This window comes from Terriglobales bacterium (genome assembly GCA_035651995.1).
In the GTDB taxonomy this organism is placed as follows: Bacteria; Acidobacteriota; Terriglobia; order Terriglobales; family Acidobacteriaceae; genus DASRER01.
Window position 1 is genome coordinate 1 of the sequence record DASRER010000006.1, and the last position, 26,056, is coordinate 26,056.

Annotated in this window: 25 protein-coding genes and 1 riboswitch; of the genes, 18 read left to right on the forward strand and 7 right to left on the reverse strand. The window is 65.1% G+C overall.

Annotation, left to right across the window (positions count from 1 at the left end; all coding sequences use genetic code 11):
- Positions 1–214: 214 nt before the first annotated feature.
- A riboswitch (cobalamin riboswitch) is annotated at positions 215–415 on the forward strand.
- 66 nt (positions 416–481) lie between these two features.
- The 3 genes from VFA60_02995 to VFA60_03005 all read left to right on the forward strand — a co-directional run bounded on the left by VFA60_02995 (position 482) and on the right by VFA60_03005 (position 4,044).
- Positions 482–2,635 (forward strand): TonB-dependent receptor, encoded by a 2,154-nt coding sequence (locus tag VFA60_02995; GenBank protein ID HZQ90739.1) that lies wholly within the window; start codon positions 482–484, stop codon positions 2,633–2,635.
- A 145-nt stretch (positions 2,636–2,780) separates the two neighbouring features.
- Positions 2,781–3,347 (forward strand): DUF6580 family putative transport protein, encoded by a 567-nt coding sequence (locus VFA60_03000; protein ID HZQ90740.1) that lies wholly within the window; start codon positions 2,781–2,783, stop codon positions 3,345–3,347.
- 16 nt (positions 3,348–3,363) lie between these two features.
- Complete coding sequence (locus tag VFA60_03005; GenBank protein HZQ90741.1) at positions 3,364–4,044, forward strand: ATP-binding protein; 681 nt, start codon at positions 3,364–3,366, stop codon at positions 4,042–4,044.
- Between the two features lie 33 nt (positions 4,045–4,077).
- Here VFA60_03005 and VFA60_03010 read toward each other — a convergent pair whose 3' ends face one another.
- Positions 4,078–4,950, reverse strand: a complete 873-nt coding sequence (locus VFA60_03010; GenBank protein HZQ90742.1) for a hypothetical protein — start codon at positions 4,948–4,950, stop codon at positions 4,078–4,080.
- A 116-nt stretch (positions 4,951–5,066) separates the two neighbouring features.
- Here VFA60_03010 and VFA60_03015 point away from each other — a divergent pair, with 116 nt between their 5' ends.
- The 3 genes from VFA60_03015 (at position 5,067) to VFA60_03025 (ending at position 8,088) form a co-directional block, all read left to right on the forward strand.
- On the forward strand, positions 5,067–6,668 hold the full coding sequence (locus tag VFA60_03015; GenBank protein HZQ90743.1) for an FAD-dependent thymidylate synthase: 1,602 nt from the start codon (positions 5,067–5,069) through the stop codon (positions 6,666–6,668).
- 437 nt (positions 6,669–7,105) lie between these two features.
- Positions 7,106–7,549 (forward strand): hypothetical protein, encoded by a 444-nt coding sequence (locus tag VFA60_03020; GenBank protein ID HZQ90744.1) that lies wholly within the window; start codon positions 7,106–7,108, stop codon positions 7,547–7,549.
- A 5-nt stretch (positions 7,550–7,554) separates the two neighbouring features.
- Positions 7,555–8,088, forward strand: coding sequence for a cytochrome D1 domain-containing protein (locus VFA60_03025; protein HZQ90745.1), 534 nt, complete (start codon positions 7,555–7,557; stop codon positions 8,086–8,088).
- 111 nt (positions 8,089–8,199) lie between these two features.
- Here the strand turns inward: VFA60_03025 and VFA60_03030 are convergent, their stop codons facing one another.
- Positions 8,200–8,754 (reverse strand): superoxide dismutase family protein, encoded by a 555-nt coding sequence (locus VFA60_03030; GenBank protein HZQ90746.1) that lies wholly within the window; start codon positions 8,752–8,754, stop codon positions 8,200–8,202.
- Between the two features lie 186 nt (positions 8,755–8,940).
- Here VFA60_03030 and VFA60_03035 point away from each other — a divergent pair, with 186 nt between their 5' ends.
- The 9 genes from VFA60_03035 (at position 8,941) to VFA60_03075 (ending at position 19,410) form a co-directional block, all read left to right on the forward strand.
- On the forward strand, positions 8,941–9,300 hold the full coding sequence (locus tag VFA60_03035) for a DUF6632 domain-containing protein (protein ID HZQ90747.1): 360 nt from the start codon (positions 8,941–8,943) through the stop codon (positions 9,298–9,300).
- 129 nt (positions 9,301–9,429) lie between these two features.
- Positions 9,430–10,518, forward strand: coding sequence for a recombinase RecA (gene recA, locus VFA60_03040; protein HZQ90748.1), 1,089 nt, complete (start codon positions 9,430–9,432; stop codon positions 10,516–10,518).
- A gap of 14 nt (positions 10,519–10,532) precedes the next feature.
- Positions 10,533–10,922 carry a DUF2442 domain-containing protein gene (locus VFA60_03045; protein ID HZQ90749.1) on the forward strand — a complete coding sequence of 130 codons (390 nt, stop codon included), beginning with the start codon at positions 10,533–10,535 and terminating at the stop codon, positions 10,920–10,922.
- Positions 10,919–12,292: a methyltransferase domain-containing protein gene (locus VFA60_03050; GenBank protein HZQ90750.1), complete on the forward strand. Its 1,374-nt coding sequence runs from the start codon at positions 10,919–10,921 to the stop codon at positions 12,290–12,292. Before VFA60_03045 ends, VFA60_03050 begins: the two co-directional genes overlap by 4 nt.
- A gap of 404 nt (positions 12,293–12,696) precedes the next feature.
- Positions 12,697–13,341, forward strand: a complete 645-nt coding sequence (coaD, locus tag VFA60_03055; GenBank protein HZQ90751.1) for a pantetheine-phosphate adenylyltransferase — start codon at positions 12,697–12,699, stop codon at positions 13,339–13,341.
- Between the two features lie 166 nt (positions 13,342–13,507).
- Positions 13,508–14,710 (forward strand): pyridoxal phosphate-dependent aminotransferase, encoded by a 1,203-nt coding sequence (locus VFA60_03060; GenBank protein ID HZQ90752.1) that lies wholly within the window; start codon positions 13,508–13,510, stop codon positions 14,708–14,710.
- 164 nt (positions 14,711–14,874) lie between these two features.
- Complete coding sequence (locus VFA60_03065) at positions 14,875–15,198, forward strand: hypothetical protein (GenBank protein ID HZQ90753.1); 324 nt, start codon at positions 14,875–14,877, stop codon at positions 15,196–15,198.
- A 448-nt stretch (positions 15,199–15,646) separates the two neighbouring features.
- The gene (fusA, locus tag VFA60_03070; GenBank protein ID HZQ90754.1) at positions 15,647–17,752 is read left to right on the forward strand and encodes an elongation factor G; all 2,106 of its coding nucleotides are present in this window, start codon (positions 15,647–15,649) and stop codon (positions 17,750–17,752) included.
- A gap of 131 nt (positions 17,753–17,883) precedes the next feature.
- A complete protein-coding gene (locus VFA60_03075) occupies positions 17,884–19,410 on the forward strand; it encodes a glycosyltransferase family 39 protein (GenBank protein HZQ90755.1) in 1,527 nt (508 codons plus the stop codon).
- Positions 19,411–19,524: 114 nt separating this feature from the next.
- On the opposite strand, the gene VFA60_03080 is transcribed toward VFA60_03075, so the two are convergent.
- From VFA60_03080 to VFA60_03100, 5 genes are all read right to left on the reverse strand, one after another.
- Complete coding sequence (locus VFA60_03080; GenBank protein ID HZQ90756.1) at positions 19,525–19,923, reverse strand: helix-turn-helix transcriptional regulator; 399 nt, start codon at positions 19,921–19,923, stop codon at positions 19,525–19,527.
- 170 nt (positions 19,924–20,093) lie between these two features.
- Positions 20,094–20,582, reverse strand: a complete 489-nt coding sequence (locus VFA60_03085; GenBank protein ID HZQ90757.1) for a GNAT family N-acetyltransferase — start codon at positions 20,580–20,582, stop codon at positions 20,094–20,096.
- 44 nt (positions 20,583–20,626) lie between these two features.
- On the reverse strand, positions 20,627–21,280 hold the full coding sequence (locus VFA60_03090) for a DUF2238 domain-containing protein (protein HZQ90758.1): 654 nt from the start codon (positions 21,278–21,280) through the stop codon (positions 20,627–20,629).
- The gene (gene fabG, locus VFA60_03095; GenBank protein ID HZQ90759.1) at positions 21,277–22,038 is read right to left on the reverse strand and encodes a 3-oxoacyl-[acyl-carrier-protein] reductase; all 762 of its coding nucleotides are present in this window, start codon (positions 22,036–22,038) and stop codon (positions 21,277–21,279) included. The genes VFA60_03090 and fabG overlap by 4 nt, the downstream gene beginning before the upstream one ends.
- 67 nt (positions 22,039–22,105) lie before the next feature.
- Entirely contained in the window at positions 22,106–23,311 is a 1,206-nt protein-coding gene (locus tag VFA60_03100; GenBank protein HZQ90760.1) for a cation:proton antiporter, read from the reverse strand.
- A gap of 154 nt (positions 23,312–23,465) precedes the next feature.
- Between VFA60_03100 and VFA60_03105 the strand changes: the two genes are divergently transcribed.
- From VFA60_03105 to VFA60_03115, 3 genes are read left to right on the forward strand one after another with little or no spacing between them, the layout of a single operon-like run.
- The gene (locus tag VFA60_03105) at positions 23,466–23,885 is read left to right on the forward strand and encodes a DUF4118 domain-containing protein (GenBank protein HZQ90761.1); all 420 of its coding nucleotides are present in this window, start codon (positions 23,466–23,468) and stop codon (positions 23,883–23,885) included.
- 60 nt (positions 23,886–23,945) lie between these two features.
- Positions 23,946–24,620, forward strand: coding sequence for a DUF5752 family protein (locus VFA60_03110; protein ID HZQ90762.1), 675 nt, complete (start codon positions 23,946–23,948; stop codon positions 24,618–24,620).
- 18 nt (positions 24,621–24,638) lie between these two features.
- Positions 24,639–26,054, forward strand: coding sequence for a glycosyltransferase (locus VFA60_03115; protein HZQ90763.1), 1,416 nt, complete (start codon positions 24,639–24,641; stop codon positions 26,052–26,054).
- Positions 26,055–26,056: the final 2 nt, after the last annotated feature.

A 26,056-nucleotide genomic window follows, 5' to 3' on the forward strand; every position in this document is an offset into this window, starting at 1 on the left:
CCGACGAACCCGACCGATGGTGTGCTTTGTGAACGTCAAAAGCGTGGACCGAATCATCTACTCCATTTTCCAGAGATTTACCCTGGAATGGAAAACCCGCACCCTCAAGCTATTTACACAAGCCGCGTGACATCACCCAGCCTGGCCGCCAAGTTGACACGATCAAACTCGAAGCGTAGATTCCATGTCCCGGCCGAGTTTGGGCCGCGATCTTTTCCAATTCACTGATGCGTGCGTTCTGCGCCATCGCGGCGCAGGACTGGGAAGCGGGTGCAAATCCCGCGCTGCCGCGCAACTGTAAGGCGGCCCGGCGCAAGCCGGGCAGGCGGAGGGCCACTGCGACAACCGTCGCGGGAAGGCCGCCGCAAGCTTCATTCGCCAAGCCAGGAGACCGGCTCGCATCGCAAGTCGCAACCCCTTTCGCGTGCAAAGGAGGAAAGCCGTGCGGTGTCGCTTTCTCGTTTTTTCTTTTCTCTTCAGTTTGATCTGGTCCGCTACCGTGGCGCAGGCGCGCGCTTCCACGGCGCTACGCATCAGCGTGGTTGATCCGCAGGACGCCGTCGTTGTCGGAGCGCGCGTGACCCTGATGCAGGGCGCGCGTGTTGTGGAAGTGCAGACAACGTCGGCCGAAGGCGTGGCTGTGTTTGCCGCTTCCGGAGACGGCGTGCAGGTCTTCGCGCCGGGATTCGCTCCGGCTTCGGCGGCACTGGCGCAGTCCGGTGAGGCATCAACGCGAGTGAAGCTCGCGGTCGCCGCGGCGCCGCAAACCGTGGTCGCGAGCGCCGTGCTCACTCCGGTGGCGCAGGAAGAGACCGGAACGGCAGTGGCCGCGCTCGGCCGCGGCGACCTGCTGGCCATGCAGCCGCTCGGGTTGAACGAAGCACTGCGCTTTCTGCCCGGCGCCGTGGTGAGCACGGCGGGGCAGCGCGGCGGACAGGCCAGCCTGTTCGCGCGCGGCGGCGAATCGCGCTACAACAAGGTGATCGTTGACGGCGTGCCCATCAACAACGACGACGGCTTTTTCGACTTCGGCGTCATTCCCCCGCAGGAGCTGGAACGGGTGGAGCTGCTGCGCGGCCCGCAGAGTACGCTCTACGGCTCCGACGCGATGAGCAGCGTGGTGCAGCTCTGGTCGGCGACGGGCCGGACGCGCACCCCCGAGCTGCGCTTCGGCGCCGATGGCGGGAACTTTGCCACGGCGCACGGATACGCCAGCCTCGCGGGTGCGCGCGGGCGCTTTGACTACGACCTGTTCGGCGACCAGGTGAACACCGACGGCGACGGCGTCAACGCCGCCTATTCGAATTCGTCCGAGGGCGCGAACGTGGGCGTGGCGATCTCGCCGCGGATGCTGTGGCGCACGCGGGTGCGGCACCTGAACAGCCGCGCCGGCGCGCAGAATGCGTGGAAGTTCAACGGCGTGCCGCTGCTTCCACCCGACAGCGACCAGGTGGCGCGCCAGAACAGCCTGATTGCGAGCACTGAGCTCGCCATCAACGGACCGGGACCGTGGCAGCACCGGCTGACCGGCTACGAGTACAGCCATCGGCTGGCGAACGTGGACCTGGTCCCGGACCGCGGCTGCGATTTTGCCCAGTTCATCTTCCGCGACTGCCCGTTCGATTCCCGCATCAACCTGAACCGCGCGGGAGTGGATTACCAGGGTGAGTACACACCGCGCGGCTGGTCGCGCACCACCTTCGGTTACGGATTCGAGGACGAACACGGCGACACTCGCAGCCTGCTCTCGGGCGCGGTGGCGAGCGGGCTGCGCCGCAATCATGCGCTGTACGTGGAGCATCTCTTCCTGCTGCCGCGCGGCTCGCTCACGGCCGGCGCCCGTTACGTGCACAACGAGAGCTTCGGCAGCAAGGGCGTTCCGCGCGTTGCGGGAACGTATCTGGCGCGGCGCGGCAAGGAGAGAATCGGCGGCACGCGACTGCGTGGCGCGTTTGCCACCGGCATCAAGGCGCCAAGTTTCCTGGAGTCGTTCGGCGAGCCGGCATTCAGCATCATTCCGAATCCCAATCTCAAGCCAGAAGAGAACCGTTCGCTTGAAGCGGGCGTGGAGCAGTCGCTTGCGGCCGGGCGCGTGGCCGTAACGGCGCTATACTTCAACGACCTGTTCCACAACCGCATTGACTTCCAGTCGCTGGGTCCGCCGGCGTTCCAGGCGCGGTTCATCAACATCAACAAGGTCCTATCTCACGGGGCGGAGTTCGAGGCGCACGCGCGGCTGCGCCCGTCGCTCTCACTGAACGCCGCCTACGACTACACCGCCACGCAGACGCTGGAGGCGCCGCTGGCGCCTTCGACGATCGGCAAGCCGTTGCTGCGGCGGCCGAAACACCTGGGATCGCTGCTGCTGGTGTACTCGGGGCGGCGCTGGGGCGGGAACCTGGGCGGAAGTTTTGTCGGCCGGCGTCCGGACAATGATTTTCAGGGCTTCGGCATCGACCACGCCGCCGGCTACGCGCGCGCGGACTTTGGCGGATGGTTCGCTGTGAGTCGCTACGCCACGGCCTACTTCAACGTGGAGAACGCGCTGAATCGCAACTACAACGAAGTGCTCGGATTTCCGGCGATCGGCGCCAGCTTCCGCGCCGGCATGCGGTTCCGGGTCGGCGGAGAGTAGGGCTGAGTGGCTTCATCACGGCTGGCAATCAGAAAAGAGCAATCCCCCAGGGGCTGAAGCGCGCATTGCTGGCGGCTTGAAACGGCGCGGCCGGAAGCCGCGCCCCTTCCAAGCGTTTTGTGAACCGACTCAAAGGAGGCAGGCGATGGCTGCGACCACGGACGCGAACGGGAAGACAGGCCAGCCGCTGGGGATCGGGCTGGTGGTGATGAGCGTGGCGGCGCGGCTGCTGCCGCATCCGCCGAACTTCACGCCTGTCGGCGGCAGCGCACTGCTGGCGGGCGCGCGGCTGCGCGGATGGCGAGCTTGGCTGGCGCCCCTGGCGGCCATGGCCATCAGCGATCCGATCATCAACTGGGGTTACGGGCTGCGGCCGTATGGACGCGGCACGGTGTTCATCTACGCCAGCTTTCTGCTGAACGTGGTGATCGGGAGGCTGTGGCTGCGCGCGAGCGAGAACGCCTGGCGGATCGGCGCGGCGGCGCTGGCAGGCAGCGCGCAGTTTTTCCTGATCAGCAACTTTCCGGTGTGGCTGTTCGGGACGCGCTATCCGCATACCTGGGCGGGACTGATCGGGTGCTACGTGGCGGCGATTCCGTTCTTCGGCGGGACGGTGCTCGGCGATCTGTTCTGGAGCGGAGCGCTGTTCGGCTTACATGCGTGGCTCAGCCGTCGCGCATTTCCCGCCGAGCGCGTGGGGGCGGCCGCGTGAACCACAGGTTGGGCGCGTGAAGCGCGTTTTGCTTTCCTGGAGCAGCGGCAAGGACAGCGCCTGGGCGCTGCACGCGCTGCGGCAACGCGCTGACGTCGAAGTCGTCGGGCTGCTCACCACCATTAATGCCGAAGCCGACCGCGTGGCCATGCATGCGGTGCGGCGCGAGCTGGTAGAAGCGCAGGCGCGCGCCGCGGGACTGCCGCTGACCACGCTCCCGCTGCCGTGGCCTTGTCCCAACGCCGAATACGAGCGGCGGATGCGGCGGGCGTGCGAGGAGGCGCGCGAGCGCGGCGCGGAAGCGGTCGCGTTCGGCGACCTGTTTTTGCAGGACGTGCGCGCTTACCGCGAGCGCCAGCTCGCAGGCACGGGCCTGGGGTCGCTGTTTCCGCTGTGGGGATTGCCGACCGCCGAGCTTGCGCGCGAGATGATCACTAGCGGGCTGCGTGCGCGCCTTACGTGCGTGGACACGCGCGTCCTGCCGGCTGAGTTCGCCGGCCGCGAGTTCGACGAGGCGTTGCTGCGCGACCTTCCCTCCAGGACCGATCCCTGCGGCGAAAAGGGCGAGTTCCACAGCTTCTGTCACGCCGGGCCGATGTTCCCGGAGGCCATTCCGGTGGAAGGGGGCGAGGTGATCGTGCGCGATGGTTTCGCGTTCGCGGACTTGAAGATCGCGGGCCGCCTGGAAAAGCCTTAGCAAGCTGCGTCTCTACGTTGGTTGGGCGGAGTTTCAGTTCCCCGACGCAGCTGAGGCGGCTGCGCGCAGCCCGCTCACTTCGGCTTCGGTGCCGGGGACGGGACGGGCCTCGTAGTCGCGGTAGGTGATGTCCACCACTGCCTTGCCCACCAGGCGGGTGCTCGCCGAGGAATGCGTGCGTACCGGCAGGACGAAGCCGGCCACGTCAGCGTAGTCCTGCACGAACTCGATCTTCTTCACGAACCAGGAGGGCGACTTCACCAGCGTGCCTTCGGCGCGGCGCAGCGCGCCGGTTGCCGCGTCGAGGTAGACGCGCCCTTTGAACAGGCCGGGCACTTTGTGCCGCGGCTTGAGCTGAAAGACGTGCACCGCCACGCCGTCGATTTTTTCCACGCCCTTGTAGCTGAATTTGTAGTTCTGGTTGCTGATGGCCGTCGAGGCGGGATCGTTCTTTTCGACGTGGTCAACCTCGGATTGCAGCAGGCGGTTGATCACGTTGGTCTTAACGAATCCGTCGCCGGTGAACTGAATGGGAGTGAACTTGAGCTCGCGCGGCGCAGTGTAGTTGCGGCGCAGCTGGAACGTGCCCTGCTGGCGGGTGTCGGGCAGTTGCGCGGCGATTTCAGTGACGGATGCGAGCGAGGCGAGGTCGGCGGACTGGACCTGGGCGCGCCTGTGGAAGGTGGCCAGGGCCAGTTCAGGCGACATGCGCGGCAGCGCGGCCGAGCTTGGCATCACCGCCGGCAGCGCCTGCTGCGGCGCGGCTTCGATGAGCTGCGGCATGGCCGGGCCGCCGGCGGAGGCTTCAGCGACGGTTGCGGCGGCAAAATTGAACGATTGCCCGCATACCGGCGCGGCCGCCCCGAGCGCGCTGCACGCCGTCAAAATGATGGCCAAATGCCTCATGAATGCCTGATCGGCAATCCTTCTCTTATATGCGACCCGCCAGACCCTGAAAAGTGACGGAGGTAATGCCTCCGTTGCCGTTCGACCGCAGGCGGCAGTAGGATGGCCTTCCCGTCATGGCCGGCAACGTCAGCGAAAAAGATCGCGCGAATCCCGCTTTCACTGCTTCGAACCAAGATGCAGGCGAGTCCGCGCCCGATTCTTTATCCGAAACCGACGTCTTCGCCGTGTTCGGCGCCGAACCCGAGGTGCAGGCCTACGCGATGGCCAAGTACTCGCGGTCGGCGCTTTCGATGAAGGAGTCCCTGAAAGAAATAAACGACCAGAAGGCGGAAAAGTTCCTCAATACCTTCTACTTTCAGTACGGGCACCGCTCCATTGCCGACCTGGCGCACGTGGCGCTGGCCATCGAGCGGCTGACGATCCTGGCGGCCATCATCCTGGTGGACGAGCAGCGCTGGGACGGCCAGGAGCGCTCCACCCGCTATCAGGACTTCAGGAAGTCCGGCTATTACACGCCCGATTTCGGCGGGGATGCGGCGGCGGCGCGGCTCTATCGCGAGACGGCCGACTTTCTCTTCGCCGAGTACGAGTGGCTCGGCGGGGCGATGTTCGACTACCTGGCCGCGCGCACGCCCAAGCCCGCCGAGATGAAACAGGAGGCGTACGAGCGCACGCTGCGCGCCCGCGCCTTCGACTTTGCCCGCTACCTGCTGCCCATGGCGACCAACACGTCGCTGGGGCAGATCGTGAACGCGCGCACGCTGGAGACGCAGGTGGCGCGGCTGCTGTCGAGTCCGTACGGCGAAGTGAGGCGCCTGGGCGAGAAGCTGAAATCAGCCGCGCGCGAGGCCGCATGGAATGTTAACCGCGACCGCCTGGCTGCTCTCGTCGAAGAAATTCGCGCTCTCGATCCGGCGCTCGGCGCGCGCGCCGGGCAGGAGCTGCTCAAAGACGTCCGCGTGGCGCCCACGCTGGTCAAGTACGCCGAGACGAATCGGTATCGCCAGGAAACCGAGCGCGAGATGACGCAGCTGGCGCGCGAGCTGCTCGCCGGACAAAAGATCGAGAGCGCGCCGCCGGTTGACCTGCTGGAAGACGAGCCGGTGGAGATCGAGCTGGCGGCGACGCTGCTGTACGAGTTCTGCGCGCACCCTTACCGCCAGGTGCGCCGCGTCGTCGAGGGCCTGCCCGGCGCTGGCCGCAAAGAAATCGTCGCGATGGGCACGCGCCATCGCAGTCGCCACGACGAGCTGCTGCGCGCGTTCTCGGCAGGGCAGAGGTTCCGCTTCGACATCCTCATGGACCTGGGCGGCTTTCGCGACATGCATCGTCACCGCCGCTGCGTGCAGATTTCGCAGCCCTTCACCGCCGCACATGGACACGACACGCCCGCCGAGATTCCGGACGCGGGCCACGGCACGCGCTACGCCGCCGCGATGCGGCGCGCGGCAGGCGCCGTGCAGTCACTCGCCCAAAGAGAGGACCACGCGGGGGACTACCTCTTGCCGCTCGGCGTCCGCCATCGCACGCTGTTCAAGATGGACCTGGCCGAAGCCGTGTACATCTCAGAGCTCCGCACCGGCCCCGCGGGACACTTCTCGTATCGCAACGTGGCGTACGGGATGTACGAGGCGGTGGCGAAGCGGCATCCGGAGCTGGCGGGGTTGTTCCGGGTGACGGATGTGAACGAGCCGGTGGATTTGCTGAAGCGATGAGCCGAAGGGTTTCAACGCGGAGGACGCGGGGGACGCGGAGGCCTATGTTCTGGCGCCGTAGTCTCGTCTCAGGCTCATGATTTCGGTGACATTAGGGATCCTTCGACCTCGCCCGCCTGCGGCGGGCTTCGCTCAGGATGACAGAATGAAACGTGGACGCTCGCTGCTCTTCCTTGGCGGCGCGATGCGGAGGGACGCGGAGGCCTATGTTCTGGCGCCGCAATCTCGTCTCAGGCTCATGATTTCGGCGACATTAGGGATCCTTCGACTTCGCCCGCCTGCGGCGGGCTTCGCTCAGGATGACAGAATGAGGTGACATTAGGGATCCTTCGACTTCGCCCGCCTGCGGCGGGCTTCGCTCAGGATGACAGAATGAGGTGACATTGGGGATCCTTCGACTTCGCCCGCCTGCGGCGGGCTTCGCTCAGGATGACAGAATGAAACGTGGACGCTCACTGCTCTTCCTTGGCGGCGCGATGGCGCTTGCCACCGCAACTTACGCACAGGTGCCCTCGCCGGCGCTCGTCGTCCTCAACAAAGGAGCGAACGAGCTGGCGATTGTTGATCCTGTGAACCTGAAGGTGGTCGGACGTGTGCCCACCGGCGAAGGGCCGCATGAAGTGGCCGTCTCGGCCGACGGCAAGACCGCCTTCGTCGCCAACTACGGAACGGGACCGGCGCCGGGAAGCACGCTGAGCGTGATTGATCTCGCGACGCGCAGGGAGCTGAAGCGGGTGAACCTGGGCGGGCTGCGGCGACCGCACGGCATCGTGGAAAATGGCGGCAGGATTTACTTCACCTGCGAGGGCAACAAGCTGATCGCGCGCTACGATCCCGCATCGGGCACGCTCGACTGGATGATGGGCACCGGGCAGGAGTGACGCACATGCTCGTGCTCTCCGCCGACGGCAAGCGCATCTTCACGTCGAACATCGCCAGCGGCACGGTGACCGCGCTGGAGCAGGGCCCGGGCGGCGGCTGGCGCGCCACGCACATCGCCGTGGGCGCCGGGCCGGAGGGCATCGACATGTCGCCCGACGGGAAGGAAGTGTGGTCGGCGCACTCGCAGGATGGCGGCGTGTCTGTTATCAGCGTCGAGACGAAGAAAGTCACCGACACGATCGCGCGCATGACCAAGCACTCCAACCGCATCAAGTTCACGCCTGATGGCAAGCGGGTGCTCGTCTCTGACCCCGAGGCAGGCGAGGTGGTGGTGATCGACGCCGCCACGCACAAGGAGATCCAGCGGATTCACACCGGCGGCCAGCCGCTGGGGATCCAGATGGAGCAACTCGGCAATCGCGCCTGGGTGGCGCTGGCCGGTGAAGGCGCGGTGGCCGCGATTGATTTAGACAAGCTCGCCGTCACCGACAAGCTGCCCACGGGCCCGGGGGTGGATGGGATGGCGTGGGTGAAGTAAGCACTCAGCACCTGGCACTCAGCATTCAGCCTCTGCGCATCCCGGCAAAACGCTTCCTGCAGTTTTGCCGGACTGTTCAGGGGCTGAATGCTGGTTGCTGAGTGCTGAATGCTACTTCGTGATTTTGCCGCAGGCGATGCGGTCGCCGGCGTTGCCGGCCGGATCGGTCTTCATGTCGTCGGCCTTGGCGTGGACGACCAGCGCGGTGCCGCCGTTGGTGAAGAGGGAATTCGGGCCTTCGCCCAGGGTCACGCGATCGTCATGAATGGTTTCCGTCGCCTTGCCCTTGGCTGACGCGGTGAAGTTGCTCATGTCGCCGGCGTGCGGGCCTTCGGGGTTCTGCAGGCCGTGCTTCCTGCCTTCCGGGTTGAAGTGCGGGCCGGCGGACTTGAAGTCGGGCCCGTCGCACTGAGCGTTCTGATGGAAATGAAGCGCGTGCTCGCCCGGCGGCAGACCGTGCAGGTTCAGCTTCACGTCCACGCCCTTGCCGGTTTCCTTCAGCGTGGCGGCGCCTACACTCGTACCCTTGGCGTCGTTCAGCGCCACGGTGACGGACGCGGGTTTCTTCGTCTTTGCCTTGTCTTTGGTCGTGTCTTTGCCCTTGGTCTGGGCGGCAACCGTGGCGAAGAGCGCGAGGAGCAGCGTAAACAGCAGTGCGCGTTTCATGGCGTGACCTCGGATGTCGGGCCTCAGGCCCGGTGTGCAACCCTGCATGATAAAGCACCGCGCCTGGTTGCGCTTGTTGGCGCATCCGTTCCGGGCCGCGGCGGTGTAAAAGACCGAGGTTTTGGGAGCGGCGGCGCATTCCTCCGCCGCTCGGCGCATAATGCTGGTGGAACGAGGAGGTGGGCGGTGGTCCGAGAGCGGATCCTGAAAGCGGTGCTGGTGGTGATTGGGCTGCTGTTCGCGGCGGCGGTCTATCCCATGACGATGTTTTTCGCCAAACAACCTGGGCTGGCCATGATGCTCAGCGTTTACGCGACGCTTGGGGTGTTTCTGCTGATCGCGTCGCGAAGGCCTTCGGCGCATCGCAGCCTGATCGCCTTCACCGCGTGGTCGAGCTTGGCGCACGGCGGGCTGATGGGCGCGCAGGCGTACCGCGGAGTGATCGAACGGACGGAACTGACGGGCGTGGCCGGGTTTCTCGTAATCGGGCTGGCGCTGGTGGCGCTTGCGCCCGCACCAGAGGCGGCAACAGCGCCGGCGCGCTGATTCGCTTTTTGTTCGCCCACAGGCGGAATGCAGTGTATAATGCCGCGAAGCGGGACGGCAGCTGGGGGGTTAGCGGCGCAAAGCCGCGTCCAGAGCGGGTTTGAAGCGACTTCAAGGAGAGAGAGCAAGATGGCAGACGAGCGTAGCAAGGCGATTGACCTGGCGCTTTCCCAGATCGAGAAGCAGTTCGGCAAGGGCTCGATCATGCGCCTGGGGTCGAAGGAAGCCGTGGTGCCCATCTCGGTGATCTCGACCGGCGCTATTTCCTTCGACGCGGCGCTGGGCGTGGGCGGCTTCCCGCGCGGCCGCGTGGTGGAGATCTTCGGCCCGGAATCGAGCGGCAAGACCACCATCGCGCTCCAGGTCGTGGCCGAAGCGCAGAAAGCCGGCGGCATGGCCGCCTTTGTGGACGCCGAACACGCCCTTGATCCGATCTACGCGCGCAAGCTGGGGGTTGACGTGGACAACCTGCTGGTTTCGCAGCCCGACTACGGCGAACAGGCACTGGAAATCACCGAAGCGCTGGTCCGCTCGGGCGCGATTGACGTGCTGGTGGTGGACTCGGTTGCGGCGCTGGTCCCGAAGGCGGAACTGGACGGCGAAATGGGCGACAGCCACGTCGGCCTGCAGGCGCGGCTGATGTCGCAGGCGCTGCGCAAGCTCACCGGCACGGTCTCCAAGTCACGCACCTGCCTGGTGTTCATCAACCAGATCCGCGAAAAGATCGGCGTCATGTTCGGCAATCCCGAGACCACCACCGGCGGCCGCGCGCTGAAGTTCTACAGCTCGGTGCGCATTGATATCCGGCGCATCGCCGCCATCAAGGAAGGCGACGTGGTGGTCGGCTCGCGGACGAAGGTGAAAGTGGTGAAGAACAAGGTCGCGGCGCCGTTCCGCGAGGCCGAGTTCGACATCATGTACGGCGAGGGCATCTCGCGCGAAGGCGACCTGATTGATATCGCCGTGAACCACAACATTGTGGAGAAATCGGGCGCGTGGTTCAGCTACAAGGGCGAGCGCATCGGTCAGGGACGCGAGAACGCGCGCCAGTTCCTCAAAGACAACCGCGACATCTACGCGAAGGTCGAGGCCGAGGTGCGCAAGGCGCTCGGCATTGGCGTGCACGCCGTCCCGTCGCCCGCGCCAGCGACGCCGGAGCAGAAGTCGGCGGCCGCGGCGCACGCGGGGGCCAAGCCGGCGGCGCCGGCACGGCGGTAGCGGCGCGTGACCGAATGCCGACAATCCTGCGCCACAAAGGCTACAGGTTTTTCTTCTTCAGCAATGAAGGCGCTGAGCCTCCGCACGTGCACGTGGGGCGCGGTGACGAGGTCGCGAAGTTGTGCTCAACCCTAGTGGCGCTAGCGTGGAAGCGAGGGTTTCGCGCTCCCTCGGCGAGATTTCCGCGGCTTTTGGGCGCTACTTTTCAGCAGCGGAGTCATTGGCGCATCATCGGTCATGGGATCGGCGTTCACGGGCCACTGCCGGATGAAGACATCTCTGTGGCCGGCTTGCTTGCGCCTCACAAGCGCAAACCGCATCGCCGAGCGGGCACTCGCCCGCGCGGACAATGTCCCGCAGTAGTTGAACCCTTTCTCGTCGCCAGACGTCCAACGGAATCGTGAAGCGTGTTCGCAAGGCCGAGCTACTCACGGTACTGGTTTGCCTGCTGGTCCCGGCTCTCCGTGCCCAATACCGCGAGCGGCAGACGGCCGCCGAGCGCGACAAGTGGCAGCATCCCGAGCAGGTGATGGACGCGCTCGGGCTGCGCGCCGGCTCGCGCGCCGCCGACGTTGGCGCCGGGCCGGGATACTTCACGCTGCATCTGGCCGAGCGCGTTGGCCCGGGCGGCAAGGTTTACGCGGTTGATATTGATCGCGAGTCCACGCGCAAGCTGCGGGAGCGGGTGGGAGATCTCGGCCTGAGGCAAGTGCAGGTGGTGGACGGGGCGGAAGACGACCCGCGTCTGCCGCCCGGCGAACTCGATGCCATCCTGGTGGTCAACGCGTACCACGAATTCCGCAAGCACGACGCGATGCTCCGGGCCTTCATGCGCGCGCTCAAACCGGGTGGGCGGCTGGGCATCATCGAGAAGGCCGACACGCCCGGGCGGGAGCGCTCCAGCTACGAAAGCGCGCACCGGCTGCCGGAAAACTTCGTCCGCGACGACCTGGCGCGCAACAGCTTCAAGACGGTTCGCGAGCAGCCCGGCTTCGATCCCACCGACCCGGAGCACGCCGGCGAGCACTGGTACTTTCTGGTTGCCGAGAAGGCGGCGGGGCAGCCGGCGCCTGCGGTGTCCGACGTCGAGCATGCTGGATTCGACGGCGCTCTAGGACACGCACATCTGCCAAAGGAAGGCCGATGCGGGGCACCCTCGGCGGACTTTGCAAAAAAGGGGAGCAGCCTGGTGCTGCTCCCTTTTAGTTTTCACACGTCAGGCGCACTGCAGGTGCGGTCATTTGGGCGGCATTTTCTCCATCTCGTGGTCCTTCTCCATATCCATGCTGGTGCTCACGCCGAGCTTCTGGGCGATCTGCTGGGCCTTGCCGAGGTGCTCCTGCTGCTTGTGGAGCATGTTCTCGGCGTACTGCCTGGCATCGGGATCGGTAAGCGACTTAGAGGCCTTCTCGGTCATCGCGATCGCCTGGCGATGATCGCGAATCTCGTGGCGAATGTAAGCCTTGTCGAACTCACTGCCGGACAGGCGGCTGAGTTCCTTTTCTTCCCGACTTTCCTTGGCGGGAGGCTGATCGCTTTGCGGAAGCTGGAGCTTGTCTTTTTGCGCGACCTGTTTCAGCTGGCCTTCCGCCTGGTTGTGGTCGTTTTCGATCTGTCTGGCGAAATCTTTCACGTCCTGGCTGCTGGCCTTCTGCTGCGCCAGCCTGGCCATGCTGATCTCCGACGCATTGGCCCGCGACGTGTGGTCGAGGTAGCTTTGCGCCGTCATGGCGCCGTGCTCATGTTTTTCCTGCGTGGCCGGCGCCTGGTCTGACTGCGGGTTCTGGTTGCGGTCGCGCTCACGCGCCTCATCAGACCTGCCGCTTTGCGGCTTGTCCTGCGATGGAACACTCGTCTGCGCCCAGAGCGGCAGGGCCATCACCAGGCAGCCCAGCAACCCGGCGCGCAGACAGCGAAATAGTGCGGAATTGCGATTCATATGCGGACTCCTCCGGAAGAGTTTGCTACCGTGTGGGATGTCGGTTGGCGAGCAAGCGTGCACTGCTGCTCAATCGAAAAGCGGAGCTGCACAAGACGGCGGTGGAACAGAATTTCCAATAGTGAGTATTAGGGATATTGATTTCAGGCGGGCGCTGGGTCCGAGTAGGCTCGTCATTGCCTCGCGGCGCGCATGAAGCATAAAATCGCGGCAGTCCCAGCCACGCTGCCCGAGGCAAATTGCGCAAGATTGTCGCTATTTATCCCGGATCGTTCGATCCGCCGACGAACGGCCACCTCGACCTGATCGAGCGCGGCAGCCAGATTTTCGACGAGCTGGTGGTGGCCATCCTGCGCAATCCGGAGAAGGAAGCGCTGTTCACGCTCGGCGAACGGCGCCGCATGCTGGAAGCGCTCACGCGGCCGTGGCCGAACGTGCGCGTGGACACCTTCACCGGGCTGCTGGTGGACTACGCCGTGGGACAGAAGGCGCAGGTGGTGCTGCGCGGCATTCGCGCCATCAGCGATTACGAGTACGAGTTGCAGATGGCGCTGATGAACCGCAAGCTCCAACCGCAACTGGAAACCGTCTTCATGATGCCGGCCGAGGCGTACTCGTATCTGAGCTCGCGGCTGGTGAAGGAAGTGGCGCACCTGGGCGGCGACGTGCGCGAGCTGGTGCCGCCGCTGGTCGCCGGGCAGTTGAAGCAGCGCATGCGCCGTGTGCAGGCGGCAAGTTTTCGTCCGTCGGCGCCGGGAAGCGGTGAAGCGATGAACAGTGCCCGCCGGGGACGCGCCGACGGCCGCGGACGTCCCGGGCAGCGCGGCTGGCGGGCCGATCGCCGCGCCGAGGCCCGGCAGGCGCTGGGGACGAAGAAGAAGTAAGGCGCTCCTGGCCTCTGACTCCTGGCCCTTGGCTCAAGCAAGACCAAAGGCAAAAGCCGGATCAAAGGCAAAAGCGAAACACAAAGGACACGAAGGAACACGAAGGGCACGAAGGCGCACGAAAGTTCAAGCTAACAGCTGAGAGCGCATTTTTTTGGGGGAGGACATGAGCAGCACGACCGTCGCAGCCAATCCGTTGAGCGAGCGCATCAACCGCATCGAGCCGTCACCCACGCTGGCCGCCACCATCGCGGCTGAGAAGCTGCGCGCGCAGGGCATTGACCTGGTGGACCTCGGCGCCGGTGAGCCGCACTTCTCCACGCCCGAGCACGTCAAGGAAGCGGCCATCGCGGCCATCCGCGCCAACTTCACCAAGTACACGCCGGTCGGAGGGACGGGGGAATTGCGCGACGCCATCATTCGCCGCCACGCGGCGGACTTCGGTTCGGCGTACAAGCGCGAGGAGTGCGTTGCCTCCGTGGGCGGCAAGCAGGCGCTGTTCAACGCCATCCAGGTGCTGGTGGACGAGGGTGATGAGGTCATTCTGCCGGCGCCGTACTGGGTGTCGTTCAAGGACATTGTGCGCTACGCCGGGGGCAACTGCGTGCTGGTCCAAACCGACGAGCGCGAGAACTTCAAGCTCACGGCCGATATGATCACGCGCGCCATCACGCCGCGGACGCGCGCCATCATTCTGAACTCGCCGGCCAACCCTTCGGGCGCGGTGATGAACCCGGCCGACATGACCGAGATCGCGCACGTGGCCCAGGAGCGCGGCATCTGGCTGCTCGCCGACGAGTGCTACGTCTACCTGAATTACACGGGGCAGAACTTTTCGCTCGGGTCGGTGACCGCGGCCAAAGAGCACATGGTCATTCTTGGATCGCTCTCGAAGACGTACGCGATGACCGGCTGGCGCCTGGGCTACGCGCTCGGGCCCGCGGCGGTGATCTCGGCCATGGCCAAGCTCCAGGGACAGAGCACGTCGAACCCAACCTCGATCGTGCAGAAAGCGGCGGTCGCCGCGCTCACCGGATCGCAGCAGTGCGTGGAGGAGATGAAGGCCGGCTACATCCAGCTGCGCGACCGCGTGGTCGCCGGCTTGCGCGCCATTCCGGGCATCACCTGCTCCAAGCCCGAGGGCGCCTTCTACGCGTACCCGAACGTCTCCGCATTCTTCGACGGCAAGTCGCTGCGCTCGGCCAATGACGTGGCCGATCGCCTGATGAACGAAGTCCACGTGCTCACGGTCGCCGGCGAGGGCTTCGGCACGAAGGAACACATCCGTCTTTCCTACGCCACGTCGATGAAGGAAATCGACAAGGCGCTGGAGCGGATGGCGAAGTTCTTCAGCGGCATCCGCCGCTGAGTTGAACATCGGGCCATTGCGTCATCGGGACATTGGGTCCAGTGACGCCATGGCCCGGTGACCCGATATTCGATGGCAGACCACCTGTTGCGCCAGCCTGCATCTAATCGGTTGTGGGTGCAAGCAGGCTCCTGACGCGCGTTTTGCCGGGTTTTGCAGCAGTTTTGCTGTTGGCCGCCGCCGCTTTTGCCACGCCCATCCGCCCCGATCCCCGTAAGTTGGTGAAAGATGCGGGCCGCCGGCACGAGTTCGTGCCGGCGCGTGTGGGATGGAATGGCCCCGAGACGCGCACGCGCGATCTTGCCGCGAATCCGGCCCTGGCCGAGCCGGCCGCCATACGCGCATCGTTGATTGCTGCCGCCCTCCCCGACCCGCGCGCGGCGCTGGCCGTGGTGGCAGCCATCCTTTTGCTGCGCCGGCTGCGTCACAACAAAGGAGCGCAGCTCCGGGCCGCCCCGCCTCAACCAGGGCGAGAGCTGGCGGCCTGAGGAACCGCGCCGGCCCGCGTGCCGGCGCCACGGTGTTACCGCGCGGAAGGCCCCGAGGAGGGGCCAGACCAATCTCGCTGTACCGGGCCTGGTTGGTCAGCAGCAGAAGGCTTCTCGTCTTCCCGGAGTTCCAGCCGCATCGGTGACTGGAACTGATCCTGAATCGGAGACGCGGGGCCTTTTTGCTTTGGAAAAGCTCTTCACCGCAGAGATCGCGGAGAACGCAGCGGAAGGCAATTCACAAAAGCATTTGCGGTTTTTTCGTCGAATTGTGCTCCGCGGTCACTGCGTTCTCTGCGGTGAAAAAGGCGGGGCGATTCCGCACTCCAGCGCCGCTGTGCTAGCATTTTTCCTTTGCAATAGCCGATTTCCACTGCTCTGTCGCCGAGGCGCGCCGACGGCCGCACCCCGCAGCGGTTTCTTGGGGAGAGTCTGAAAGGAGCCATAGGTGAAGGTTTACGAAGGGGCCAACATCCGTAATGTACTGTTCGCCGGCCACTCGCATGCCGGCAAAACCTCCCTGGTCAGCGCCATGTTGTTCACCGCCGGATCCACGCAGCGGCTGGGGCGCATCGACGACGGCACCACCACCACCGATTACGACGACGAAGAGATTGCCCGCAAGATGTCGATCTCGACGGCTGTGGCCGCAGCCGAGTGGGCCGGAAAGAAGATCAACCTGGTAGACGCGCCCGGCTTCAACCTGTTCGTGCACGAAGCCAAGCTGGCGATGCCCGCGGTGGAATCGGCCGCCATCGTGGTGGATGGCGTCGCCGGCGTGGAAGTGGTGACGCAGCGCGTGTGGGGCGACGCCGATGAGTTCGAGCTGCCGCGCATCGTGGTGGCCAGCCGCATGGACCGCGAGCGCGCCGATGCGACGCGCACCCTGGAGTCGCTAACATCCGCCTTCGGACGCAACGTGATTCCCGTGCAGCTCCCCATCGGCAGCGAGAAAGGGCTGAAGGGCGTGGTCGACCTGGTCCGCATGAAGGCCTACACCTACGAGCTCGGCGGCAACGGCAAAGGCAAGGAAGGCGAAATTCCCGCCGACCTGGCCGGCGCCGCCCAGGCGGGACACGAAAAGATTGTCGAGCTGGTTGCCGAAGGCAACGACTCGCTGATGGAAGAGTTCTTCGACAAGGGCACCATCCCCGACGAGCACCTGATTCCCGGATTGCGCGACGCGGTGCGCGAGCGCCGCATTTTCCCGCTGTTGTTCGCTTCGGGCCTGGGCAACATCGGCGCCGACCGCGTGCTCGACTTCATCGGCGAGTTTCTGCCTGCCGCCACCGAGCGCCCGCCGGTGACCGCCGCCGTGCAGCCCAATAACGGCGAGCCCGCCACGCGCAAAGTGGCCGACTCAGAGCCGCTTTCCATGTATGTCTTCAAGACGGTGAACGACCCGTTTTCCGGGCGCATTTCCTTCTTCAAGGTCTACTCCGGCGTGGTGAAGAACGACATGACGGTGCAGAACTTCACGCGCAACACGGCCGAGAAGCTCTCGCACATCTCGGTGATGCAGGGGAAGAACGCGATTGCGGTCCCCGAACTGCACGCCGGCGACATCGGCGCCGTTGCCAAGCTCCGCGAAGTCCTCACCGGCGACACGCTGGGCGACAAGGCGCACCCCATTCAGTATCCCAACATCGCGCTGCCCGAGCCGGCGATCACGTTCGCCATCGAGCCGAAGTCACGCGCCGACGAAGACAAGCTGGGCACCGGCGTCCACAAGCTGATGGAAGAAGATTCGATGCTGCGCTTTTTCCGCGACCCGCAGACCAAGGAATTCCTCATCGCGGGCACCGGCCAGCAACACATCGAAGTGGTTGTTTCCAAGATGAAGCGGCGCTACCACACCGAGGTCACGCTGAAGGCGCCCAAGGTGCCGTACCGCGAGACGATCCGCGGGCGCGCCGACGTGCAGGGCCGCCACAAGAAGCAGACCGGCGGGCACGGCCAGTTCGGCGACTGCAAGATCAGGATGGAGCCGCTGCCGCGCGGCGGCAACTTCGAGTTCGTCAACGACATTTTCGGCGGCGCCATCCCCAAGAACTTCATTCCCGCCGTGGAGAAGGGAATCGTCGAGGCAGCGGCGCGCGGATATCTCGCCGGATATCCGGTGGTGGACTTCCGCGTGACGCTCTACGACGGCTCCTACCACGACGTGGACTCGAACGAACTTTCGTTCAAGACCGCCGGACGCATCGCCTTCAAGAAGGCGATGGAGCAGGCCAAGCCCACGCTGCTGGAGCCCATCATGAAGGTCGAAATCACCGTGCCCGACGAGTTTGCCGGCGCCATCATGGGCGACCTGAACTCGCGCCGCGGCCGCATCCAGGGCATGGACAACAAGGCCGGCAACACCGTGGTGAAGGCCGAGGTGCCCATGGCCGAAATGCTCAGCTACGGCAACGAGCTCACCTCGATGACCCAAGGCCGGGGCAGCTTCCACATGGAAATGGCGCACTACGACGTCGTCCCCGGCATGATCCAGGAGAAGATCGTGGAGAAGTACAAGAAGGAGCGCGGCGAGGTCACGGAAGAAGAGGAGTAGAACCGTGTGGACGTGAGCGAACCGTTCGAGGCCTCGCCCGCGCAGAACTCCGCTAAGATGGAGCCCGGCCGCACCCGGCCGGCTTTTTGCTCGCCCGTACAGTCAAACAAACCTGCTCTAACTATGTGCCAGTGACCGCGACCTCCACATCGCCGGCGGTTCCGGAATCGCGACGCTGGCGGGGTCCCTGGTCGAGCGACGCCGCTGTCCTCGCCTATGTCGCCGCCGCGACGGTAATCATTCAGCTGCTTGTTGGCCACCGCTACGGCTTCCATCGCGATGAACTGGCCACGCTGGATGACGCGCGCCATCTCGCCTGGGGATACGTCGCGTACCCGCCGGTAACGCCGTTCTTCGCACGAATCTCGCTGGAGCTGTTTGGGACGTCGCTGACCGGGTTCCGCTTGTTCGCGGCGATCGCCGAGGCGATTGCGGTTTTTCTTACCGGGCTGATGGCGCGCGATTTGGGCGGACGCCGCCTGGCGCAGCTTTTCGCCGCCACGGCAGCTGTGCCCTTCTGCCTCGCGGCCGGCGCGGTGATGCAGTACGTCTCGTTCGACTATCTGGCGTGGGTCCTGGTGGCGTACTTCACCATGCGGCTGCTGCAGTCAGACGATCCCCGCTGGTGGTTGGCCATTGGCGCGGCCATCGGATTCGGAATGCTCTCCAAGTACGCGATGCCGTTCCTGGTCTTCGCGCTGGGCATCGGACTGCTGCTGACGCCGGCGCGCCGCCACCTGCGAAGCAAGTGGTTCCTCTGCGGGGCGGCGGCGGGGCTGCTGATATTCCTGCCCAACCTGCTATGGCAGGTGCGGCACAACTTCATCTACCTGGATTTTGTCCGTCACATCCACGAGCGCGACGTAAGCCAGGGCCGGCACCGCCTCTTCCTGCCCGAGCAACTCGAGCTGACGCTGTTCGCGTTCCCGCTGGCCATCGCCGGCCTGTACTACTTCTTTTTCTCGCCACAAGGAAAACGCTACCGGACCCTTGGCTGGATGTACATCGTTCCCCTCGTGGTGTTCATACTCGCCAAGGGGCGCAGCTACTATCTCGCGGCGGCGTATCCCATGCTCTATGCCGCGGGCAGCGTGTGGCTGGAGGGCACACTCGCCAGCCGGCGTCTTTCGCTGAAGGCGCTGGTGTGGGCGGCGCTAGTCGCCGACGTCGCCCTCGCCGCGGCATTCACCCTGCCGCTGGCGCCCGAGGGCTCGAAGTGGTTCGGCGCGGCATGCGCGGTGCAGGAGAACTTCCGAGAAGAAATCGGCTGGCCGGAGCTGGTCGAGACGGTCGCCAAAATTCGTGATGCGCTGCCGGCGGGAGACCGCATGCGCTACGGAATCCTGGCCGCGAACTATGGCGAGGCGGGCGCCATCAATCTCTATGGGCCGCGGTATGGGCTGCCGACAGCGATCAGCGGCGTGAATTCGATGTGGGAGCGCGGCTATCCCCAGCCGCCGCCCCAGACGCTGATCGTTCTCGGATTTTCGGCGCGCTTCCGCGAGCGGCGCTTCACGTCATGCCAGGTGGCGGCCAAAGTCTGGAACCACCTCGGCGTGCTCAACGAGGAGACGAAAGACCATCCCGAGATCTACGTTTGCCGAGGATTAAAACAGGGCTGGCCGGAGTTCTGGAAGGACTTTCATTACTACGGGTGAGGCAGCAATCAGCACTGAGCAATGAGCATTCAGCCCTTGCGCGTACCCGGCCAAAAGTGAACGTGATCGCGATCGCAGAAGGCGTTCGGGGACTGAATGCCGACTGCTGATTGCTTACTTGCCGGCGCTGGCGGCCATTTTCTTCACCATGGCGAGCACCAGTTTGCGGTCGCTTTCGTTCAGGCTGGGCGAGTAGCGGCGGATCTGTGTGAGGAAGCGGACTTCGTCTTCGCTGAGCTGGGGGACGGCCTTGGCATGGCCGTTTTCCCCGGCGCTATCGGCAAAGAAGTTGCCGAGCGGAACATCCATGGCGCCGGCGATTTTGGCCAGGGTATCGAGCGAGGGAATCGTGTGGCCGTTTTCGACTCGCGAGAGGTAGCAGCGCAGCAGCCCGGTGCGCTTTTCTATGTCGCCCTGCGACATGCCCTTTTGTAGGCGGAAGTTTCTTATCGTCTCGCCAATGTTCATGGGTTGTGGCGCTAAGTCCAGGGCTGCGTTGGGGGTCCGACGCATACTAACCAGAGTAGTACCTTCTGGCAAGGACAATTTTTGTTAGTCGTTAACAGCGGCAATGGAAAGGAAATTGCCGAACTGCGAAGTGCCGAACTGCTGAATTGAAACCGGGCCGGGGAATGCAGGGTCCATCAGTTCGGCAATTCGGCCCTTCGGCCGTTCCGCAATGCCTAGAGTTCCAGCTCCATGTAGATCGCGCCCTCGATGGGATTGGTGTAGTACGGCGCGATTTCGTAGAAACCAAGGTCGCGATAGAGCTCCACGGCCGTTCCCATCAGCCGGGGGATGGTGTCGAGCCGCATGCGCCGGTAGCCCATCGCCCGCGCGTCGGCAATGAGGCGCTCGGCCAGAAGACGGCCGAGTTCCCGTCCGCGGAACGCAGGGCGCACGTAGAGCCGCTTCATCTCGCAGATGTCCTCGCCGCGCGCGTGCAGCGCGATGCAGCCGGCATACTCTGCGCCGACCTTCGCCAGGACCAGCGTGCCCGACGGCGCGCCGTAGTCGCCCGGCAGGTTTGCCAGATCGTGCTCGAAATTCTGGAAGCAGAGGCTGAAGCCCAGCGACCTGGCATACTCGAGCCAAAGCTCGCGGACCGCTTCCAGTTCCGATGGCGATTCGGCTTGCTTCAGGACGATGGCGTCTTGGGCGGGTGAGGACACTTGCCCTTAAAAGACGCAGCGCCGGGCCGATCCGGCGCAGGAAATTATGCGACCGGCCCGGTGGCGGAGCGCGCCAGGGCGTCCGGATCCATCCTGGCGATCTGGCGATTGTGCAGCGGCGCCGCCAGCGTCACCGCAAGGATGGCGCCGACCAGCGCGGTCGCCATGTCTTCCTGAGTGTCCCACGGGTCGCCCTGCGTGCCCAGAAAAGCGTCTGACGCCGAGCCGAACGCCACCGCCGCGCGCCACTCCAGCAGCTCGTACAGCGCGCTGATCGCGAGGCACACGCACACCACCAGGAAGGGCGCCCAGCGGCGCTTCACCACGCGCCGCCGCAGGAAGAATTCGCGCGCGATCAGCGCCGGCACGAATCCCTGCATGAAGTGGCCCACGCGATCGAAGTCGTTCCGCGCCAGTTGCCAGTGGTCGCGCAGCCAGTTGAAGGCGGGCACCTCGGCGTAGGTGTAGTGCCCGCCGACGAGGAGAACGACAGCGTGCGCCCAGATCATTCCGTAGACAAAAGTCGTGAACTGGAACGACGAGTAGGTAGCAGCCAGTACGAGGAGCGCGGCCAGCGCCGGCCAGGTTTCCAAAATCCAGGTGAAGTAGTCGTGCGGACGAATCGCGGACCACGCCAGGACGATGCCGAATGTGATGAGCAGTGCGGCAAGTGCGCGGGATTGCCTGTTGGAGCTCAACTCCCCATCCACATCCCGCCGTTCACATTCAGCACGTGCCCGGTGATGTAAGCCGCCTGATCGGAGGCGAGGAAGCGCACGGCGCTGGCCACGTCCTGGTCGCTGCCGGCGCGGCCCAGCGGGACCATTTTCAGCACCTGCTCGCGCAGTTCGGGCGCGAGCGCGGCGGTCATGGCCGTCTCGATGTAGCCGGGCGCCACGGCGTTGACCGTGATGTTGCGCGACGCCACCTCGCGCGCCACCGCCTTGGTCAGCCCAATCAGCCCGGCTTTCGAGGCGGCGTAGTTGGCCTGCCCGACCTGGCCCATCTGCCCGAAGATGCTGGTGATGTTGACGATGCGTCCCCAGCGCTGCCTGAGCATGGAGCCGATCACGGCTTGAATGCAGAGGTGCGCGCCGGTGAGGTTGGTGGCGAGCACGTCGTCCCAGTCGGCGCGCTTCATGCGCATGACCAGCGTGTCGCGCGTGATGCCGGCGTTGTTGACCAGGATATCGATCTTGCCAAACCGAGCGATCGCCGCTTTCGTGGCCGACTTGATGTCGTCCTCGCTGGCCACGTCCATCCTGAAGGCGGCGGCTTTTCCGCCCGCGCCGGTGATTTCGCCGACCACGGCGGCCAGCTTATCTTGGCTGCGCGCGGCGAGCGCCACCGCGGCGCCGGCTTCGGCCAGCGCCAGCGCGCAGGAGCGTCCGATGCCCTGCGAAGCGCCGGTGACGAGCGCGACGTGTCCTTCCAGGTTGGTGGTGGGAAGCGGCATGATTGCAGGAACGCGTGATTATAGCGGGAAGGGGCGGGTCACACGACTGCCCCCAGCGGGCCCAGGCTTACTCGACAGCGACCGGTCCGGCCGCGGCGCGGACCGGCACCGGCTCTTCCGGCCCGGTGCGGAACAGGCAGCGCAGCACGGGCGGCGCCACGATGGTGGTGACCGCCGTCATGAAGACCACGATGGCGTAGGTGCGGTTGCTCACGATCCGCATGTTCAGCCCGATCAGGGCAACGATCAGCGCCACCTCGCCGCGCGGCGTCATGCCCACGCCCACGCGCAGCGCCGCGCGCCAGCCATCGCGCAAGACTGGAAGCCCGCAGCCCACAACCTTGGAGATGAGCGCCAGCACCGAGACCACGATTGCGGCGGTGAGCACGCCGCTGGCGCCAAACACGTGGAAATCCAGCAGCGCGCCCATGGTGAAGAAAAAGTACGGCGCAAGGAATTCGTTGATGGCGTGTGCGCGCATCTCCAGGTTCCACTCGCGGGAGTATTCGGCGAAGGCGAGGCCGGCGAAGAACGCGCCGATGATGGCGGCCAGTCCAATTCGCTCCGCCGCGACAGAGAGTCCCAGGCAGATGGCCAGCGCCAGCACCAGCGGCGCGTTGCGGGTGCTCATGCGCTCCAGCCCGGGCCGGATGCGCGCCACGATGCGCGGCCCAATGAAGATCATGAACAGCGCGAAGCCGACCGCCTCCAGCGCCAGCACGATGAGCTGGGTCCACTGCACGCCCAATTCAGAGGCGAGTCCGACAACCACCGCGAGCAGCACCATGCCGAGGATGTCGTCAAACACGGCCGCGCCCAGGATGATGCGCGCCACCCGCGTCTGCAGCACGTGCATGTCGCTGAGCACACGCGCCGTGATGCCAACGCTGGTGGCCACCATCGCCGCCGCCACGAACGTAGCCTCGTGCGAGGGGCTGCCGTGCAGCAGCATGTAGCCGAAGCCGAGCACGAAGGGCACGATCACTCCGGCGATCGCAACCGTGAGCGACTGCCGCCCCACGCGCACCAGCTCCTTGGGATGCGTTTCCAGCCCGGCGACGAACAGCAGGAAGATGGCGCCGAGTTGCGCGATCGAGTTCACCGTGGGACTGGGCTGCACCACGCCCAGGGCGTAGGGCCCGAGCACCACGCCCGCGAGAATTTCGCCCAGCACCGCCGGCAGCGCGAGCCGCTCGAACACCTCGGCGAAGACTTTCGCCCACACGAAGATGGCGAACAGCTCCAGCAGAAGGATGTCGGGCGCATGCGACATGGGAGCGCCGAAAGCGGCGATCTATCTAATCCTAAGTTGAGTTCTCACGCCATTGAATTCCAGAGCTGCTGCTCAATCTGAGACGGGCGCGCTGGAGCCCCCGATTTTCACAAGAAACCGGGCGCCGCCGAGCATCCAACAGAAGGGATCGGTCATGCGAAACCCTCTACCCCAGCGGCTGGACGACGGCGTGCGCGTGCTGATGGGCGTCGCCCTGGCGGCCGGTGCGGCGATTCTGGTCTCGGCCACGGCTCCCCGTCCCACCTCGCCCTGGCTGCCGTTTGCTTTCCTCATCATTGTGTTCGGGCTGGCATGGCGGTACGGCGCCGTGGCGGGCATGCTCGGGTCGGTTGCCTCGGTGGCGGTCTTCGCCATCACGCTGTATCCGCCCCTGGGGAGCCTGTCGGTGGGCAGCACCTCGGAACGCCAAGCCCTGAGCTGGATGTTGCTGGCAGGCGTGGCTTTTTCCTTCCTGCTGGCGCCGCGCAAAGGCTGGCGTCGTCCTCCGGACCTCCCGGCCGGCGGCGCTTCCGAACAACAACCCCGGTCCCAAGAGGCATCCAAGCAAGATTGACGGGCAGCGCCGGACCCGGGCACTTCCATCCAACCTGAGTCAGCCAACAGGAGGAAGACTGTGGCCATCACGGCCCCAAAATCGCGCTGGGCGAGCTTGCCGTTTTACTTCAACTCGGCGGCACACCTCATGCGCATCGGCCGCACCAGGAGCTACAACCTCAATGAGCTGCTGGAAGGGCTGCGCAGCGTGCCCGAAGACTCCATTTTCCAGCACATGTTCCGGACGCTGGAAGATCACCACTTCATCCAGGAGGGATTTTCCAACGACTTTGCGCACTGGGCGTTCGCCTCGTGCAACGAGGTCGGGCTGGCGGAGCGGCTCGCGTCCATCGACGTGCGCGAGTACACCAGCCTGAAGGCGCTGCGCGAAAACGTGGTCGGGGTGGTGGAAGACTATCTGCGGCGCAACCCGCGCGCCGGCGAGCGGGCGGCGCTGGAGCCCTTCTACTTCTGCGCCAGCGACACCGTGGTCGTGCCCACGCAGCTGGTGGCGCGCAACCTGCGCGAATTCGCCGACTGCATCGAGAAGGCGAGCGTGCACAGCATCCATTACCACTTCATCGAGGCGCGGCTGCGGCTCAAGCTCAACAGCAACGACTTCTCGCTCTGGCTGGAGGAGCAGCTGGGCCTGGGCGCCGTGGCCGACCGCATCAATCGCATTGACATCTATACCTCCACTCTGCAGGACGTCCGCCGCCAGATGCTGCGCGCGCTGGAGCCGGCCCTGGGGTAAGCGGGAGACAAGCGTCGCATGACTGACAGCAGACAGAGCGGAAGCACGTCAGCCGATGTCCAGAAGCCGGGAACTCCGGCGGGCAACGGAAACCCAGCCTCGACCACCACCGAAGCGCCGCCTGAGCGCCGGCAGCGGCCGCGGCCAAAGATCAGCGAAACCCCGCCGGCCCCGCCGCCGCCGCCGGTGATGGACGACTACGAGCCCATCGTGGGCCGCGCCGAGCTCGACGAAATCCGCTTCCTGGCCCAGCGCCTCCGCGGCAAGACGGTGAAGATGGTGAACTCCACCGCCATCGGCGGCGGCGTCGCCGAAATGCTCAATCGCCTGGTTCCACTCATCAATGAGCTGGAAGTGCAGTGCAAATGGGAAGTCATAACCGGCGGCAACGACTTCTACGAGATCACCAAGGGATTCCACAACGCGCTGCACGGCGGCGAATACAACGTGACCAAGGAAGCGCTCGACATCTTCATGATGTACAACGAGCAGAACCGCCAGCGCATGGAGTTCGCGGAAGACCTGTTCGTCATCCACGATCCGCAGCCGGTCGGCCTCATTCGCGCCAAGCGCGACCGCGGCAAGTGGATCTGGCGCTGCCACATCGACCTGAGCAATCCGCATCCTGACGTGTGGGGCTTCCTGCGTCCCATGGTCGAGCAGTATGACGCGGCGAACTTTTCCTCGCCCTCATTCGCGCGCCAGCTCACCATTCCCCAGTATTTGTTTTGCCCCTGCATTGATCCGCTCTCGGAGAAGAACAAGGAACTCGAGGAGAGCTTCATCCAGAAGGTGTGCGAAGACTTCGGCATTGACCGCTCGCGCCCCATCCTCGTGCAGGTCTCGCGCTTCGACCGCCTCAAGGACCCGGTGGGCGTGATCCAGGCTTACAAGCTGGTGAAGAAGTATGTGGACTGCCAGCTGGTGCTGGCCGGCGGCGGCGCCACCGACGATCCCGAGGGCGCGGCCGTCCTCCAGGAAGTAATGAACGAAGCGGGCGACGACCCCGACATCATCATCCTCAACCTGCCGCCGTGGTCGGCGCTGGAGATCAACGCGCTGCAGCGCGCCGCCACCATCGTCGTGCAGAAATCCATCAAGGAAGGCTTCGGCCTGACCGTCACCGAAGGACTGTGGAAGGGCAAGGCGGTCATCGGCGGCGCCGTCGGCGGCATCCCCACGCAGATCATCCACAAGCTGACCGGCGTGCTGGTGCACTCGGTGGAGGGCTGCGCCTACCAGATCCGCTACCTGCTCACCCACCCCGAATTCGCCGCGCAACTGGGACGCAACGGCCGCGAGCACGTGAAGGAAAACTTCCTGATGACCACCAACGTGAAGCGCTGGCTGCTGCTGTTCCAGATCATCCTCGGCCTGGCGAAGCCTGCGCCACCGGAGATGAAGGACCCGAAGAACTTGAGCGGGAGGGGTTAACG

Coding starts and splice junctions, on each gene's coding strand:
- VFA60_03000 (HZQ90740.1), top strand. CDS start 2,781: ATGGCTGCGACCACGGACGCGAACGGGAAGACAGGCCAGCCGCTGGGG.
- VFA60_03010 (HZQ90742.1), bottom strand. CDS start 4,950: ATGAGGCATTTGGCCATCATTTTGACGGCGTGCAGCGCGCTCGGGGCG.
- VFA60_03015 (HZQ90743.1), top strand. CDS start 5,067: ATGGCCGGCAACGTCAGCGAAAAAGATCGCGCGAATCCCGCTTTCACT.
- VFA60_03020 (HZQ90744.1), top strand. CDS start 7,106: ATGAAACGTGGACGCTCACTGCTCTTCCTTGGCGGCGCGATGGCGCTT.
- VFA60_03025 (HZQ90745.1), top strand. CDS start 7,555: ATGCTCGTGCTCTCCGCCGACGGCAAGCGCATCTTCACGTCGAACATC.
- VFA60_03030 (HZQ90746.1), bottom strand. CDS start 8,754: ATGAAACGCGCACTGCTGTTTACGCTGCTCCTCGCGCTCTTCGCCACG.
- recA (HZQ90748.1), top strand. CDS start 9,430: ATGGCAGACGAGCGTAGCAAGGCGATTGACCTGGCGCTTTCCCAGATC.
- VFA60_03045 (HZQ90749.1), top strand. CDS start 10,533: ATGCCGACAATCCTGCGCCACAAAGGCTACAGGTTTTTCTTCTTCAGC.
- VFA60_03060 (HZQ90752.1), top strand. CDS start 13,508: ATGAGCAGCACGACCGTCGCAGCCAATCCGTTGAGCGAGCGCATCAAC.
- VFA60_03080 (HZQ90756.1), bottom strand. CDS start 19,923: ATGCGTCGGACCCCCAACGCAGCCCTGGACTTAGCGCCACAACCCATG.
- fabG (HZQ90759.1), bottom strand. CDS start 22,038: ATGCCGCTTCCCACCACCAACCTGGAAGGACACGTCGCGCTCGTCACC.
- VFA60_03100 (HZQ90760.1), bottom strand. CDS start 23,311: ATGTCGCATGCGCCCGACATCCTTCTGCTGGAGCTGTTCGCCATCTTC.
- VFA60_03105 (HZQ90761.1), top strand. CDS start 23,466: ATGCGAAACCCTCTACCCCAGCGGCTGGACGACGGCGTGCGCGTGCTG.
- VFA60_03115 (HZQ90763.1), top strand. CDS start 24,639: ATGACTGACAGCAGACAGAGCGGAAGCACGTCAGCCGATGTCCAGAAG.